Annotated in this window: 13 protein-coding genes; 5 read left to right on the top strand and 8 right to left on the bottom strand. The window is 70.4% G+C overall.

The window, feature by feature from the left end:
- Window positions 1–285: 285 nt before the first annotated feature.
- The 3 genes from RM788_RS02780 to RM788_RS02770 all read right to left on the bottom strand — a co-directional run bounded on the left by RM788_RS02780 (window position 286) and on the right by RM788_RS02770 (window position 4196).
- Entirely contained in the window at window positions 286–2394 is a 2109-nt protein-coding gene (locus tag RM788_RS02780) for an ATP-binding protein (protein ID WP_315929886.1), read from the bottom strand.
- 162 nt (window positions 2395–2556) lie between these two features.
- The gene (locus RM788_RS02775; RefSeq protein WP_315929885.1) at window positions 2557–3708 is read right to left on the bottom strand and encodes an MBL fold metallo-hydrolase; all 1152 of its coding nucleotides are present in this window, start codon (window positions 3706–3708) and stop codon (window positions 2557–2559) included.
- The gene (locus RM788_RS02770) at window positions 3705–4196 is read right to left on the bottom strand and encodes an ester cyclase (RefSeq protein WP_315929884.1); all 492 of its coding nucleotides are present in this window, start codon (window positions 4194–4196) and stop codon (window positions 3705–3707) included. Before RM788_RS02770 ends, RM788_RS02775 begins: the two co-directional genes overlap by 4 nt.
- A gap of 92 nt (window positions 4197–4288) precedes the next feature.
- Here RM788_RS02770 and RM788_RS02765 point away from each other — a divergent pair, with 92 nt between their 5' ends.
- Window positions 4289–4906 carry a TetR/AcrR family transcriptional regulator C-terminal domain-containing protein gene (locus tag RM788_RS02765; protein ID WP_315929882.1) on the top strand — a complete coding sequence of 206 codons (618 nt, stop codon included), beginning with the start codon at window positions 4289–4291 and terminating at the stop codon, window positions 4904–4906.
- 24 nt (window positions 4907–4930) lie between these two features.
- Here RM788_RS02765 and RM788_RS02760 read toward each other — a convergent pair whose 3' ends face one another.
- Entirely contained in the window at window positions 4931–5569 is a 639-nt protein-coding gene (locus tag RM788_RS02760) for a TetR/AcrR family transcriptional regulator (protein WP_315929881.1), read from the bottom strand.
- Window positions 5570–5673: 104 nt separating this feature from the next.
- Between RM788_RS02760 and RM788_RS02755 the strand changes: the two genes are divergently transcribed.
- Window positions 5674–6393: an SDR family NAD(P)-dependent oxidoreductase gene (locus RM788_RS02755; RefSeq protein ID WP_315929880.1), complete on the top strand. Its 720-nt coding sequence runs from the start codon at window positions 5674–5676 to the stop codon at window positions 6391–6393.
- 18 nt (window positions 6394–6411) lie between these two features.
- On the opposite strand, the gene rfbD is transcribed toward RM788_RS02755, so the two are convergent.
- From rfbD to RM788_RS02740, 3 genes are read right to left on the bottom strand one after another with little or no spacing between them, the layout of a single operon-like run.
- Window positions 6412–7257, bottom strand: coding sequence for a dTDP-4-dehydrorhamnose reductase (rfbD, locus tag RM788_RS02750; RefSeq protein ID WP_315929879.1), 846 nt, complete (start codon window positions 7255–7257; stop codon window positions 6412–6414).
- The gene (gene rfbH / locus RM788_RS02745) at window positions 7254–8561 is read right to left on the bottom strand and encodes a lipopolysaccharide biosynthesis protein RfbH (protein ID WP_315929877.1); all 1308 of its coding nucleotides are present in this window, start codon (window positions 8559–8561) and stop codon (window positions 7254–7256) included. The genes rfbD and rfbH overlap by 4 nt, the downstream gene beginning before the upstream one ends.
- Entirely contained in the window at window positions 8558–9790 is a 1233-nt protein-coding gene (locus RM788_RS02740) for a glycosyltransferase (protein ID WP_315929876.1), read from the bottom strand. Before RM788_RS02740 ends, rfbH begins: the two co-directional genes overlap by 4 nt.
- A gap of 597 nt (window positions 9791–10387) precedes the next feature.
- On the opposite strand from RM788_RS02740, the gene RM788_RS02735 reads away from it, so the two are divergent.
- Window positions 10388–11710: a glycoside hydrolase family 6 protein gene (locus RM788_RS02735; RefSeq protein ID WP_315929875.1), complete on the top strand. Its 1323-nt coding sequence runs from the start codon at window positions 10388–10390 to the stop codon at window positions 11708–11710.
- 170 nt (window positions 11711–11880) lie between these two features.
- On the opposite strand, the gene RM788_RS02730 is transcribed toward RM788_RS02735, so the two are convergent.
- The gene (locus RM788_RS02730; protein WP_315929874.1) at window positions 11881–13038 is read right to left on the bottom strand and encodes a mandelate racemase/muconate lactonizing enzyme family protein; all 1158 of its coding nucleotides are present in this window, start codon (window positions 13036–13038) and stop codon (window positions 11881–11883) included.
- Between the two features lie 86 nt (window positions 13039–13124).
- On the opposite strand from RM788_RS02730, the gene RM788_RS02725 reads away from it, so the two are divergent.
- Both RM788_RS02725 and RM788_RS02720 read left to right on the top strand, forming a co-directional pair.
- Window positions 13125–13868, top strand: a complete 744-nt coding sequence (locus RM788_RS02725; RefSeq protein ID WP_315929873.1) for a FadR/GntR family transcriptional regulator — start codon at window positions 13125–13127, stop codon at window positions 13866–13868.
- 244 nt (window positions 13869–14112) lie between these two features.
- Entirely contained in the window at window positions 14113–14385 is a 273-nt protein-coding gene (locus tag RM788_RS02720; RefSeq protein WP_315929872.1) for a hypothetical protein, read from the top strand.
- Window positions 14386–14685 lie beyond the last annotated feature (300 nt).

Raw genomic sequence — 14685 nt, 5'->3', positions numbered from 1 at the left:
TGCCCTGCTTCGCCAGCCACACAAGCCTCCTAGTAACCCTGCTATTGAGGCAGACAGTAATGGCGTGCCCGCCCCCGGCCACATGCGCCGCGAGGTGGCACTCGAACGTGACCGGCGCACTACCGCACGTGATCGGACGGCGCGGCCGCGTTCGGGGTCGGGCCTGGGGAAGTCGGCCTTGGTGAAGCCCTTCGCACACGGTGCGTGACCGATCGGCGGGAGAACTCGGGATGCCACTCGGGTGTGTCGGGCCCCTCATCGGGCTTTTCGCGGTCCGGACGGCGCTCATCCCGCGACCTTGCGCCCGAGTTCGCCCGACCGGGGGTCCCGGAGCGCCTCGTACAGCTCCAGCGCCGCCTGCCACTGCGCCTTGGCCGGTTCGGCCAGGCCGGCCTTCGCCAGCGCGTCGCCCAGTGCGTCACGGGCCTCGGCCTCCTGGTGCGGGTTGTCGAGGCTCCGGCTCAGCTCCAGTGCCCGTTCGCCGTGGTCGATCGCCTCGGCGGTGCGCCCCGCGCCGCTGTGGGCCAGGCTCATCGCGGCCAGCAGCGCGGGGGAGCTGCCGTGGTCCCCCATCGCGAGGCGGATGGCGAGCGCCCGCTCCAGGTTGGCCAACGCCTCGTCGTACCTGCCGAGCGCGTGCTGCGCGGTGGACAGTTCCCGCAGCGCGCTGGCCTCCCCGAAGGCGTCCTGCTCCTCGACGTGGATCGCCAGGGCCGCGGTGAGGAGGTCGACCGCCTCGACGACGTCGCCCATGAGGCGCCTGACGTCGCCGATGTCGCGCAGCGTCCACGCCTCGCCCCAACGCTCGCCGGACTCGCGCCACCCCGCCAGCGCGACCTCGAGGTGCTCGAGCGCCGACTCGTCGCGGCGCAGCGCCCGGTACGCCAGGCCGACGCTGGTGTGCAGCCAGGTCTCGGCGAGCCGCTCACCGCACGACCGGGCCGCCTCGACGCCGATCAGGTGGGTGGCGACCCAGTCGGCCAGCGGGCGTCGGGTCAGGAACATCCCGAACAGCACCACCGGGAGCCGCCACGCCAGCGTGGTCTCCCCGATCCCGGCGGCCTGCCCGACCGCCGCCACCAGGTTGGCGCGTTCGGCGTCGCACCAGTGCAGGGCCGAAAGCCCGTCCGGTAGCGGGGGCGGCCGGTGCGCGGTCTCCGGCAGGGCGACGGGGATGCGGGAGTAGTGCGGGGCGTGCAGCCGGGTGGCCGCGTCCGCGGAGGCGGTGTACCAGGAGATGAGGCGGACCAGTGCGAGGTGGCGCTGCTCGGGGCTCTCGTCGGCCGCGGCGCACTCGGCGGCGTAGAGGGCGATCAGGTCGTGGAAGTGGAAGCGCGCCGCCGCGTCCTCGCGCACCAGGTGCGCGTTGACGAGGCTTTCCAGGATGCGCCGGGTCCTCGTGACGCTCCGGTCGGCCAGCGCGGCCGCGCCGAGCAGTCCGATGTCGGGGCCGGTCGGCAGGCTCAGCAGCCGGAACAGCCTGGCCGCCTCGGGGGGAAGCGCCCGGTAGGACCAGGAGAAGACCGTCCGCACGGTCGAGGCCTCGTCGTCCGTGCTGAGGGCGTCGAGCCGTTCGCGTTCCACGGTGAGCTCGTCGACGAGGTCCGCGGCGGCCAGGTGCTCGTCGGAGACCAGCCTGCCCGCCGCGATGCGCAGTGCCAGCGGCAGGTGTCCGCACAGCCGCGCCAACCCGGCGACCGCGTCCGGTTCGTCCCGCGCCCGTTCGGCTCCGATGATCCCGGTCAGCAGTTCGACGGCGCGATCCGGCGGCAGCACGTCCAGTCGGATCCGCCGCGCGCCCTCCGTCGTCACCAGACCGGTCAGCCCGACACGGCTGGTGATCAGCACCCGGCACGTCGGCGAACCGGGCAGCAGGGCCCGCGCCTGCCGCTCGGTCCCGACGTTGTCCAGGACGACCAGCACCCGCCGTCCGTGCAGGATCGACCGGTACAGCGCGGCTTTCCCCCCGAAGTCGGGGGGAACGGCCCGCGCCTGCACGCCGAGTGCCCGCAGCACCTGGTCGAGCGCCGCCTCGGCGGACAGCGCGCCGTCGGGGTGGAACCCGCGGAAGTCCACGTACAGGTCGCCGTCGGGGAAGGTGTCCCGCACCCCGTGCGCCCAGTGCGTGGCCAGCGAGGTCTTCCCGACCCCGCCGACGCCGACGATGATCGTGATGGGGGACACCGGATCCGCGGCGTTCGCGAGCCAGTCGTCCAGCCGCTCGACGTGCGCCTCCCGATCGCTGAAGTGCGCGATGCCGGCGGGCAGTTGCCGCGGGATCGGGAGGGTGGCCGCCTTCCCGGTGTGGAAGTGCACGCCGCCCGCGATCGTCCCCGCCTGCACGGAGTTCACCGCTGTCCCGGACATCTCGTTGTGCGCGTCGTCGCCGACCATTCGGGCCTTCCGGGGTTCGCGAGACGTGCCGCCGTCGAAGATCGGGTCACGACCGTACCGCCGTGGGCGCCGCCCTATCGGCGGACCGCGGACCGGGAAGTCCTGCGGGAACAGGAGTTCGGCGGATCGGCCCAGCGCCGCCGGGCCGTTCGGCTCATGGCGTCACCAGGTCGGCGTGTCCTTGCGGGAGGTCACCGGTGCCCCGTTCGCGTTGTGGGTGATCGAGCGGTGGGTGAACGTCGGCCGCGTCCCCGGACTCAACCAGTGGGCGGTCAGTTCACTGGACGGGAAGAACTGGAGGAACCGCGAGTCGGTCTGGGACCGGTCCACGACGCACTTCTCCAGCACCAGCGAGTTGTACTGGTCGGCCGTGGTCTCCAGGCTGTTCGCGTTGAGCACCACCTCCTGCTGCCACTCGCGCGTCCACCTCCGCACACCCGGCAGCTTGCTGTGCTCGGGCGTCAGGCACTCGGCGGCGATGGCGTTCTCGCTGCTCGCCCAGATCCCGGTGCTGGTGTTGAGCATCAGCGTCTGGTTGCCGAACACGTGGCCGGGCGTGGGCAGCACGGCCACGCCGGGGCCGAGCAGCACGCCGCCGTCGACGGCCAGGATCGCCTCGGGGCGCAGGTCCTCGAAGTGGCCTTCCTGGTACCAGGGCTTCTGCAACGGGTGCAGTTGCTGCATGGCCGCGATCTCGTCGCGCTGCACGATCAGCCGGGCGTTGGGGAAGAACGGCTCCACCCGGCCGCCCAGGTCGGGCTGCTCGGTGGTGGTGCCGACCCAGCGCCGCAGGTCCTGCGTGTGCAGGTGGTCGAACAGGAGGTAGTCGACGTCCTCCGGGCGGATGCCCAGCCCGGCCAGGTGCTCGCCGACCGACGGGTTCGTCCTGACCATCAGCTTCTCGAGCGCGTCGGGCGTCCTCCTCGCCAGCGCGGCGAAGTACGGGGTGTTGCGGCCGAGTTCGACGTCGCTCGGCTCGAACAGCAGCGTCCGCTTCCGGCCGTCCGTCTCGGTCCACCGGATCACCAGCATCCGGTTGGTGATCGTCAGGAACGGCGCGGGTGACATCGTCGCCCGGAACAGGCCGAACCTCGTCGGGTACGGCAGCGTGACCAGGTCGTGCGTGCTGATCCGGTCCGGCGTGCCGGTCGCGGAGAACTCGCGGCGGAAGTCGTCGGCCCTGGTGCGGATCCAGCCGAGCTTCGCGCCGGGGCCGCCCGCCACTGCCGACAGGCCCGCGAACGTGGTCAGCGGGGTGCCGAACCCGCCCGCGTCCGCGGCGTCGGGCAGTCCGGGGAGTGCGCGCGCGGTCACTTGAGCTCCTTGCGCGCGCCGAGGAGCGCCTTGACGACCAGCAGCCAGTTCTTCGGCTTCTTGAAGTCCAGGCCGCCGAGGAGTTGCTTGAGCATCGTCAGCACGTCGAAGTAGATGCGCTCGCAGACCAGCACGTCGTCCTCGAAGATGAAGTACGCGGTCATCCGCACCTTGAACCTGCTGCCGGTCGCGGGGATGGAGCCGAACGGCCCGAGGTGCGTGCCCAGCAGGTAGAACTCGCAGATCACGGCGTCGTCGCTGTGCCGCAGCTGGATCATCTCGTGGTGCTGGTCGGGGAACGCCGTGCGGGTGTCGGCGTAGTAGCCGCGCACCGCCGCGTTGCCGTCGTGCACGACCCCGGTGGCGATCACCTCGTAGCGCGGGTGGGGGAACGTCGACAGGACGTCGTCCCACTGCTGGGCCACCTCGTCGTGGAAGTGGTCGAGCACGATCTTCTCCCGCGTCGCGCGGAGCGTTTCGGTGAGCATCTCTTCCCCTCTTACTTACGCTGTAAGTAGAGGAACGGTCCCACTTACGCCGTAAGCTTGTCAAGAGGGGCACCGGTTGCTGAGGAGGACCCATGGCGGCACGTGAACCGCTGAACAGGGCCAAGGTCGTCACCGCCGCGCTGGCACTGGTCGAGCGGCACGGCGTGGAAGCGCTGAGCATGCGCAAACTGGCCGCGGAGCTGGGCGTCGAGGCCATGTCGCTCTACAACCACGTCAAGAACAAGGACGACGTGCTCGACGCCATCGCCGAGGTCGTCTTCGCGGACATCTCCCTGCCGCCGACCACACCCGACTGGCGCGCCGACGCCCACGCTCTCGCGGACGCCTTCCGCGAGGCCGCCCTCGCCCACCCCAGGACCGCCTCGCTCAGCCTCACCAGACAGCTCGGCTACCCCGCCATCCCGGTCACCGAGGCCGCCCTGGGCATCCTCTCCAGAGCGGGCTACGACCTGGAGCGGGCCGTCCACGCCTCCCGCGCGCTGCTCGCCTACGTCATCGGCACCCTGCTGCGCGAGATGGGTTCCACCTCCGCGGACCCGGACGGCCTCCGCGAAACGGCCTTGGCCGCCACCGGCCTGCCGCACGTCACCGCGTCGGCCGCGCACCTCGCCGTGTGCCACCACGAGTCCGAGTACCGCTTCGGCCTCGACCTGCTGCTGGACGCGCTCGCACTGCGGGCGGCCGGATAGCCGGCCGTCGACCGGTCCGGTGCCTCAGCCGCAGTCGCCCGTCATGGCCCGGCGCAACTCGTCCTGGCCGATGGGCGCCTCGGTGAGGGGATGGGCCGCGCTGGAGCGCAGTCCGTCGAGCATGATGCCGAGGTTCCGGCGCCAGAGGTCCGGCCGGACGCTCCCCGTCGCCTCCACGGTGCGCGCGGTGGCCCACGTGAGGAACGCGACGTCCGCCATCGTGAAGTCGGGGCGCAGCGCCCCGCTGTCCTTGGCCCGCTCGACGATCCGCTGCATCAGCTCGAAGCCCCGCGCGTGGCCCTCGGTCGGGGTGGCCTGGGGGACGCGCCGGGAGACCAGCTCGTTGTAGCCGCGGTCGGCCGCCTGCAACTCGCAGATCCGCTCGAGGAAGTGCACCAGGCCCGCCCAGGCGTCCGGCATGGCCAGCGCGTGCTCGGCGATCCGCGCGACCGTCTCCACGCGGTCGGCGAACACGGCGTCCACGAGGTCCGCGCGGTTGGGGAAGTGGTTGTAGAGCGTGCCGATGCTGACCCCCGCGGTGCGCGAGATCTCCTCCAGCGCGACGGTCAGGCCGTGGGCGGCGAAGAGCTTCCGGGCGGCGTCGACGAGCAGGTCCCGGTTGCGCTGGGCGTCCTTCCGCAACGGCTTGGCGCGACTGGTCATGAGGCCATCCTAGCGAAGTTGTGGGTCTCCTCAACTTGTGTGTACGGTCGGCGTAGTTGAGGAACACCTCAACTTTTCTGCGCCACGAGGAGATGACGATCCGCATGCCCAAGACCCTTGCCGTTTTCGGTGCAGGCCCCGTCCTGGGGCTGTCCGTCGCTCGACGTTTCGGCCGTGAGGGCTTCCGCGTCGCACTGGTCTCGCGCACCAAGGAGACCCAGGACGAGGTCGCCGCCCGACTCGCGGCCGACGGCGTCGAAGCGGCGGGCTTCACCGCCGACGTGTCCGACCGCGCCCAGATCGCGTCCGCCGTCGAAGCCGTCATCGAGGAATTCGGGCAGATCGACGTCGCCCAGTTCAGTCCCGGCGGCGGCACCATGGGCGAGGGCATCGTGCCCGCGCTGGACATCACCCCCGAGAACCTCCAGCCGATCTTCGACGAGTTCGTGCTCTCGGGCGTCGCGCTGGTGAACGCCGTGCTGCCGGGCATGGTCGAGCGCGGCGACGGCGCGATCCTGTTCACCGCGGGCCAGTCCGGCGTGCACCCGACGCCGTTCCTCGGCAACGCGGGCATGGGGCAGGCCGCGCTGCGCAACTACTTCCACAACCTGAACAAGGTCCTCGCGGAGAAGGGCGTGCACGTCGGCGCCGTCAACATCGGCGCGCTCATCGAGGGCAGCGTGCCGCACAGGACGATCACCGCGCGCCCCGACCTGGGGTTCGAGGTCGAGTCGTACCACCCCGACGTCTTCGCGGAGGGCTTCTGGGAGCTGTACACCAAGCGCGACAAGGCGGAGGTGCTGATCGGCGGCTTCGGCCGGTAGGCGTCACCGACGGTCCGATCACGCGCAGGCGCGGCGCAACGCGTCACGCCAGTGCGGCAACGGTGTCAACCCGCGGGCGGTCCACGACGAGTCCGACAGCACGGCGTTGCGGGGGCGGTCCGCCGCGGTCCGGACGTCCGCCGTCCGGCAGGGGCGCACCAGGTCGACGTCGAGACCCGCCGCCGCGGCGACGGCGCGGGCGAACCCGTACTTCGACACCGCGCCCGCCGAGGTCGCGTGGGTCAGGAGCGGCGGATCGGGGTGCGCGACCAGATCGGCTAACGCGGACACGAGGTCGCCGACGTAGGTGGGGGAGGCGATCTGGTCGGAGACGACCGCGACGGGGTCGCCCCGCTCGCACTTGCGCAGGAGCGCGGCGGGGAACCCGGTCGCCCGACCCGAGTGCAACCACATGGTGCGGACGACGAGGGCGCCGGGGAACTCGTCCCGCACGGCCCGTTCCCCCGCCAGTTTGGACCTGCCGTACACGTTGACCGGCCCGGTCGGCGAATGGACCTCGTACGGGTCGGGGGCTGTGCCGTCGAAGACGTAACCGGTGGAGAGGTGCACCAGCCGCGCTCGTTTCCCGGCGCAGATCCGGGCCAGCAGCCCGGCGCCGGACGCGTTGACCGCGAACGCCCGATCGCCGTCGGTCTCGGCGTCGTCGACCGCGGTGTAGGCGGCGCAGTTGATCACCACGTCCCGCGGGGCGACGGTGTCGTCCAACGCCGTGGCGTCGGTGATGTCGAGTTCGCCCGATCCGAATCCCACGACCGTCCGGCCTCCGTCCCGGAAAGGACTGGTGGGACTCGTGATCCGAGCGCCGAGCAGACCGTCCGCGCCGGTGACGAGCACCCTGCTCACGAGGGTCGCCCGTGGCCCGCGACGAACTCCCGGACGGCTGCGACCAGGTAGTCGACCATCTCGTCGGTGATTCCGGGGTACACGCCGACCCAGAAGGTGTTGTCGGCGACGTGATCGCTGACCGCGAGGCTGCCGGGAACCCGGCAGTGGATCCCCGAGTAGGCGGGATGGCGCAGGACGTTGCCCGCGAACAGGACGCGCGTGGCGATCCTGCGGCTTTCGAGGAAGTTCACGACGTCGACCCGGCGGAAGGGGGCTCCCGGCGTGACGGTCATCGCGAAACCGAACCAGCTCGGGTCACTGCCGGGCGTCGGTTCGGGAAGGCGCAGGTGGTCGATCCCGTCAAGGCCTTCGCGGAGCCTGGACCAGTTGTGCCGCCTGGTGGCGCAGAAGTCGTCGAGCCTCGCCAGTTGCGACAGGCCGAGGGAGGCCTGCAGATCGGTCGCCTTCAGGTTGTAGCCGATGTGCGAGTAGATGTACTTGTGGTCGTACCCGTGGGGCAGACCGCCCACCTTGAAGTCGAACCGCCTCCCGCACTTGTCGCTCTCGCCCGGCGCGCACCAGCAGTCGCGCCCCCAGTCGCGCAGGGATTTCACCACCCTGGCCAGCACCAGGCTGTCGGTGAGCACGCATCCACCCTCGCCCATGGTCATGTGGTGGGCCGGGTAGAAGCTGACGGTCGACAGGTCGCCGAACGTCCCGGTGAGCCGCGACCCGTACCTCGACCCGACCGCGTCGCAGTTGTCCTCGACCAGGAACATGCCGCGATCACGGCACAGCTCGGCGACCTCCGCGACCGGGAACGGGTTGCCGAGGGTGTGGGCCAGCACCACGGCACGGGTCCTCGGCCCGATGGCCGCCTCCACCAGTTCCGGCGTCGGGTTGTACGTGCGTTCGTCGATGTCGACGAACACCGGCGTCAGGCCGTTCTGCAGGATCGGGTTGACCGTCGTCGGGAACGCCGCCGCGGCGGAGATCACCTCGTCTCCCGGACGCAGGCGGGCGTCGCCCAGTTCCGGCGCCGTCAACGCGGTCATCGCCAGCAGGTTGGCCGACGACCCGGAATTCGTCAGCCGCGCCTTGCGCGTGCCGATCTTCCTGGCGAACGACGTCTCGAAGCTGTGCGCCAGGGCTCCCGCCGCGATGCGCATGTCCACCGCGGCCCCGGCCAGCGCGGCCTTGTCGTCGGCGTCGAGGCAGGCGCCGGACACCTGGATCTCGGTGGTGCCGGGGACGAAGGGCCGACTCGCCTGCTGCTCGTGGTACTCCCGGATGGTCCTGAGCAGGTCCTCCCTCTCGATCACGAGACGCCCACCCCCGCCGAGTGCTCCTCGACGAGGCGTTCCAGGTCACCGGCGAACGCGGTCTGCGGGGGCAGCGCCCGCATGTGTCGCCGGAGTCCTTCCGTTTCCCGCCGGTAGGAGGGGTTCGCCAGCACCCGCTCGCAGGCGGAGTGCACCTCCGCCGCGGTGACCGTGGTCGGGTCGACGCGGATGCCGGTCCCGAGCTGCTCGCAGCGCAGCGCGTTCCCGGGGTGGTCGGCGAAGAAGGGCAGCAGCACCTGCGGCACTCCGCTGGTGATCGTGTCGCGGATCGAGTTCAGGCCGCCGTGGGTGATGAACAGGTCCACGTGGTCCAGCACGAGCGACTGGGGGACCCAGGGCATGGTGTGGACATGGGGTGGCAGTGAGCGGAACAGCGGCTCGTACCGCGACGGCAGGGCGGCGATGACGGAGCACTCCAGTGCGGCCAGCGCGGTGAAGATCTCCTCGTAGATCTCGGTCGACCGCTGCATGAAGCGCGAGGAGAGCGGGCCGATCGACCCCATCGAGAGGTAGATGACCGGCCTGTCCTCCGGGAGTCGGGCGAACACGTCCGGCAACCGCTCGTCGTGGCGCACGGGGAACTCGTGCCGATAACGGGCGAGAGGTGGTTCGAAGTCCGCGTGGTTGAACCGCTCCGGCGTCATCGTGACCGTGAGATGGCGCAGGATCCCTGGCGTGAGGGGTTCCGGCGCGAGTCCGAGCCGGGATCGCAGAGCGGTCAGCGCGGGCCGGATCAGCTCCTCGTGAAGGCCTTGCGCAATCGCCGCCATCGAGCCGATGTCCACGACGACGTGCGGTATCCCGAGCACCTCCGCGGCCAGGTATCCGCCGAATTCGGTGCATTCGTGCACCACCACGTGCGGTCGCCAGTGCTCGGACAGGCGGAGCACCCCGTCGACAACGGGACCGACGAAGCGGGGGGAGGTGAATTCCGCTATCAGGGTCCGGTCGAAACCCGTCGCGCCCCCGTCGAGCAGGGCGCCGAAGACGGCGGTGGCGAACCTGGGGGCGACCCACATCGGACCGATCTCGACGGTTGTCACGCCGTAGTCGCGCAGCCGCCCGGACCAGCCGTCGGGAACCGCGATCCGCACGTCGTGGCCGAGTTCGCCCAACGTGGTGACGAGTGTGACCAGTCCGCGAACGTGCGATTCGAATGGGTTGACGGTGACGAGCACTCTTGTGCGGTTGTCAGGGGGAATGTTCATCGCGGTCCACCCGTCATGAATCCTGAGATGCCGAAGCCCGCCCGTGGAAACCCCTTGGAGAGAGGACAGGCGACTTCCCCAGGCTACGTGCCCATGCGCTTTTCGTCGTCGACCGCTGCTCGCGCATTACCCATTTGCGCTTTTCACACTTCGGGGTGAGCTGTGACGGATCCACCCTTGATCCGCACCGCGAAATCTGCATTGATCGGGTATTCGACACGACCCCGCACAGTCGCCTCCACCACGAATTCGCCGGCCGTTCGAACAGCCGTGTCGGAACGGGGCGGCGGGTCGTCGAGCGCCGCGACCGGCCACCGCGTACCCGCGCCCCGTCCGAACGGGGCGGTGGTGGACTTGGAGGAGTGCTCGCTGAGCCACAACTCCTTGGCGCCTCTGGGTTTTGGCTAAAATCAACGTCCACATTTAGCTTTGACCGGTCTCCGTCGCCGTGGATACATTGCTCGGTGGGACCGCCGTCGGAATCCCTGTCCCCTCGGGACTCCACGACGGCGATGCGCCTGTCCACCGCCACCGACGACCCGCGGTTCCGCTCCGGTTCACGCCAACGTCCGAAAGCCCCGTCCCGAAAGGATTCCCATGAAGCGGAGAAAGCAGGTCGCTGTCGCGAGCGTGCTCTCCAGCACCCTCGTAGCGGCGGTGGTTGCTCTGGCGGTAGGCGGGGGCACGACCGCCAGCGCGGCGGACTCGGCGTTCTACGTCGACCCGTCGAGTTCCAGCGCGAAGTGGGTCGCGGCCAACCCCGGTGACTCGCGGACGCCCGTCATCCGCGACCGGATCGCCTCGGTCCCGCAGGCGAGGTGGTTCACCACCACCAACACCTCGTCGGTGCGCTCGGAGATCAACTCCTTCGTCGGCGCCGCCGCTTCCGCGGGGAAGGTCCCGATCCTGGTGGTCTACGACATCCCCAACCGCGACTGCGGTGGTGCGAGCGGTGGCGGCGCGCCCTCCCACTCGGCTTACCGGGCATGGGTGGACGAGGTCGCCGCGGGGTTGGCGGGCCGCCCGGCGGCGATCATCCTCGAGCCCGACGTGCTGCCGATCATGAGCAACTGCCAGAGCACCGACCAGCAGAACCAGACCAAGGCGTCCATCGCCTACGCGGGCAAGAAGCTCAAGTCCGGTTCCTCGCAGGCCAAGGTGTACATGGACATCGGCAACTCCGCTTGGTTGACGCCGTCGGAGGCCGCCAACCGGCTGCGCGCCGCCGACGTGTCCAACAGCGCCGACGGCATCTCCACCAACGTGTCGAACTACCGCACCACCGCCAACGAGGTGTCCTACGCCAAGGCCGTGCTGAACGCCGTGGGGGACAACAGGCTGAAAGCGGTGGTGGACACCAGCCGCAACGGCAACGGGCCGCTGGGCGAGGAGTGGTGCGACCCGGCGGGCCGTGCGATCGGCACGCCCAGCACGACCGGCACCGGTGACTCGAAGATCGACGCGTTCCTGTGGGTCAAGCTGCCGGGCGAGTCGGACGGCTGCATCGGGCCCGCGGGCCAGTTCGTGCCGCAGCGCGCGTACGACCTGGCCGTGGCGGCGGGACCGACGACCACGACGACGACGACCACGACCACCGGCAACAACCCCGGTGGCGGCTGCGCGGTGACCCACCGCGTGGTCAGCCAGTGGTCGGGCGGGTACTCCGGCGAGATCGTCATCACGAACAGGGGAGCGTCGATCAACGGGTGGACCCTCTCGTTCACCGCGCCGGGAGTGTCGGTCACGCAGGGCTGGAACGGGAGTTGGACCGACACCGGGGACGTGGTCCGGGTCGCCAACGCGTCCTGGAACGGCGCGCTCGCGTCCGGTGGTCAGGCGACGATCGGCTACAACGCCGACTACAGCGGGACCACGCCGCCGTTCGCCTCGGCGTCGTTGAACGGCACCGCGTGCTCGTAGACCTCTAGCCGGCCTTCGAGTCGTTCTCCGTCCCGGTCACGACCGGGACGGAGAACAGCCGTGTCGACACCAGCGCGTCCTGGGGCCCAGCGGCAACGTGATGACGCGCCCCCCCAATGACAGCGGCAGCTCGTTCGGCTCCACCGTCCACCACGCACAGATCGGCTCCGCTACTCGAACACCCCGTAACCCGCGACGGCGTGCGCCCGAACGCTGTCCATGTCGAGTTCCACGCCGATGCCGGGGGTGTCGGGAAGCGTGATGTAGCCGTCCTTGACGATCGAGCCGCTCCCGTCGGGGGCGTGGACGTAGCTGTCCCACACCGCCCGCTCGTCGAGGGCGTGCCATTCCTGGACGTAGAAGTTGGGGATCGCTCCGCACAGGTGCGACGTGGCCATCGTGCCCAGCGGCGTCGACACCAGGTGCGGTGCGAAGGGGATGTAGTGGAGTTCCGCGAGGTTGGCGATCTTCTTGGCTTCGGCGAGGCCGCCGCACTTGGGCACGTCCGGCTCGATGACGTCCACGGCGCCGCGTTCGAGCAGCTCGTGGAATCCCCACCGCAGGTAGAGGTTCTCGCCCGCGCAGATCGGCGTGCGGGTCTGCGCGCGCACCCGCGCCAGCGCGTCGATGTTCTCCGCGGGCAGTGGTTCCTCGAGCCACATCAGGTGGAACGGCTCGAGTTCCCACGAGATCCGGCAGGCGCTCGGCAGGTCGTAGCGGGCGTGCAGGTCGATGGCCAGATCGACGTCCGGCCCGATCGCCTCCCGGACGGCCGCCACGCGCTCGACCATCGACCGCAGCTCGGCGGCGTTGATCGTGTGGTTGAAGGCGTCGAACTTGGCGGGGTGGCGCAGGTCGTCGATGTCGAACTTGATGGCGGTGAAGCCCTCGGCGACCACCCGTTGGGCCCGGTCGACGCACCCGGCGATCGAGCCCGCCGGGTCGTCGCCGTCGCCGCAGTCGGCGTAGAGGCGGATCCGGTCGCGGAACTTCCCGCCGAGCAGTCGGTAGACCGGTTGCCCGGAAGCCTTGCCCGCGAGGTCCCACAGCGCGATCTCGATCCCGGACAGGGCGATCACGAACACCCCGCCCTGGGGGCCCGCGAAGACCTTGTTGCGGCGCAACTTCTCCCAGCACCGCTCGACGTTGCGCGGGTCCTCGTCGATCAGCAGGGGCGCCAGGAACTCGATCATCCCGACGACGGAGCCCGCGCCCGCGTCGGGATTGGCCTCGCCGAACCCGCTGATGCCCTCGTCGGTGTCGATCCGGACCAGCGTGGCCTGGCCGTGGTAGGCCACCACCGCCGTTGTGACGTTCACGATCCGCATTGCTCTCCCGACGCCGGGTCGCGCATATGAGACGTGCATATGAGACGTACTGTCGCGATGGTCAACTTGTCCGATAAGCTGATGACATGCAAAGGAGACAAGAGTCTCCGGACGCTGTCAAGGTCCGGACCCTCCCGGTGCAGGTGGCCGCCCACCTGACCCGGCGCATCGTCAGCGGCGGGATCGAGGACGGTCGCGCGCCGTCGGAACTCGACATCGCCCAGGAGTTCGGGGTGTCCCGAGTGGTGGCGCGGGAGACGCTCAAAATCCTTGCCTCGCTTGACATCGTCGACGTCGCGCAGGGCCGCCGCGTCGTCGTGCGCCCCCGCGCGGAGTGGGACTACCTGAGCCCGTTGCTGATCGAGTGGCTGCCCGAGGAGATCGTCACCGAGCTGCTGCAGGAGTTGGACCAGATGCGCGTGCTGCTCGAGCCCGCGCTCGCCGCGATGGCCGCGGTCAGCATCACCGACGAGACGCTGGACCGGCTCAGGGACGAGATCGACCGCATGTCGGCGCTCGAGGCGGATCCCGAGGCCTACCTCGAGGTCGACCACGAGTTCCACATGGAGATCTGCCGAGCGGCGGACAACCGCATCCTCGACCGGATCATGTACTCCGCCCGCTGGCTCGGCACGGCCAGCCGTCGCATCACCAACGAGGGTCCGGCCGCGTTGCGGTGCGCCACCACCGACCACACGGAGATCTACGAGGCGCTCGTGGCGCGCGACCCGGAAGGCGCCCGCGCGGCGATGCACAAGCACCTGAAGAACAACTCCACGCTCCTCGCGGAGAAGAAGCAGCAGACCGAACGGGCCGCCCGGCGGCGTTAGCGCACTGCACGACCGAAATCCGGAACCGATGACGAGGACGGACGAGGCATGGCAGCACCTGCGATCCCGCCGACCCGGCCGGGGTTGATCGGCACCGGCCTCGCGATCGGGGAACCGCGCCCGCCCACGTTGCGCGGGCCCGCCGATCGGTACGTGATCACCGAACCACCGGGCAGCCGATCAGGGCAGGTGGTTCCCCGATTACCGGGGGGCCGTTCCAGCCCAGGTCGCCGACAGGGTCGCGTTGTCGGCCCACGACCCGCCCACGTCCGGCGAGGACGCGCACCCGAAAAAGCCGACCGATGTCGACGCGGAGCAGTCCGCCGCCTTCCCCGCACCGGCGGCCGGACATCCCGACCGCACCTTCCCCGTTCGCCGGAACTCCTTCCACCGCAACGGCCCGCGCCACACCCGCGCATCGCCCGACGACGGCGCGATCGACCGCCCGCACCTGATGGCGTGGCGGCGCACCGGCCGATCGGTGCCCCGCGGGAGCACGTCCACCGGCAAGCTGTGACGGCCACGGCCGCAGTACCGCGGCGGCGTGCGCCGCATCGCCCTGATCCGGCCGTTCCGCGGCGACATCCCGCGCCTGCACGATGCCGTGCAGGCGGCCGACAGCACCGGAGCACGACCAACGCGATGGTCGTCCGGCGGATTCCCGACCCCGCGGAACGGACGGCGGTACCGGTGCTCGCCCGCGGCTCGACCGGGCTGTCCGACGGACTGCCAGGACAACACACCAGCACGGCGTCCTTCGCCGCATGAACGACCCGCAGCGCGGCACTCGCCGTGCTGTCCCGCCGGTTGCAATGTC

The sequence above is a fragment of the Umezawaea sp. Da 62-37 genome (assembly GCF_032460545.1).
GTDB lineage: Bacteria > Actinomycetota > Actinomycetes > Mycobacteriales > Pseudonocardiaceae > Umezawaea.
The sequence above is the reverse complement of the archived record's forward strand: the minus strand, read 5'-3'. Positions and strand labels throughout refer to the sequence as shown.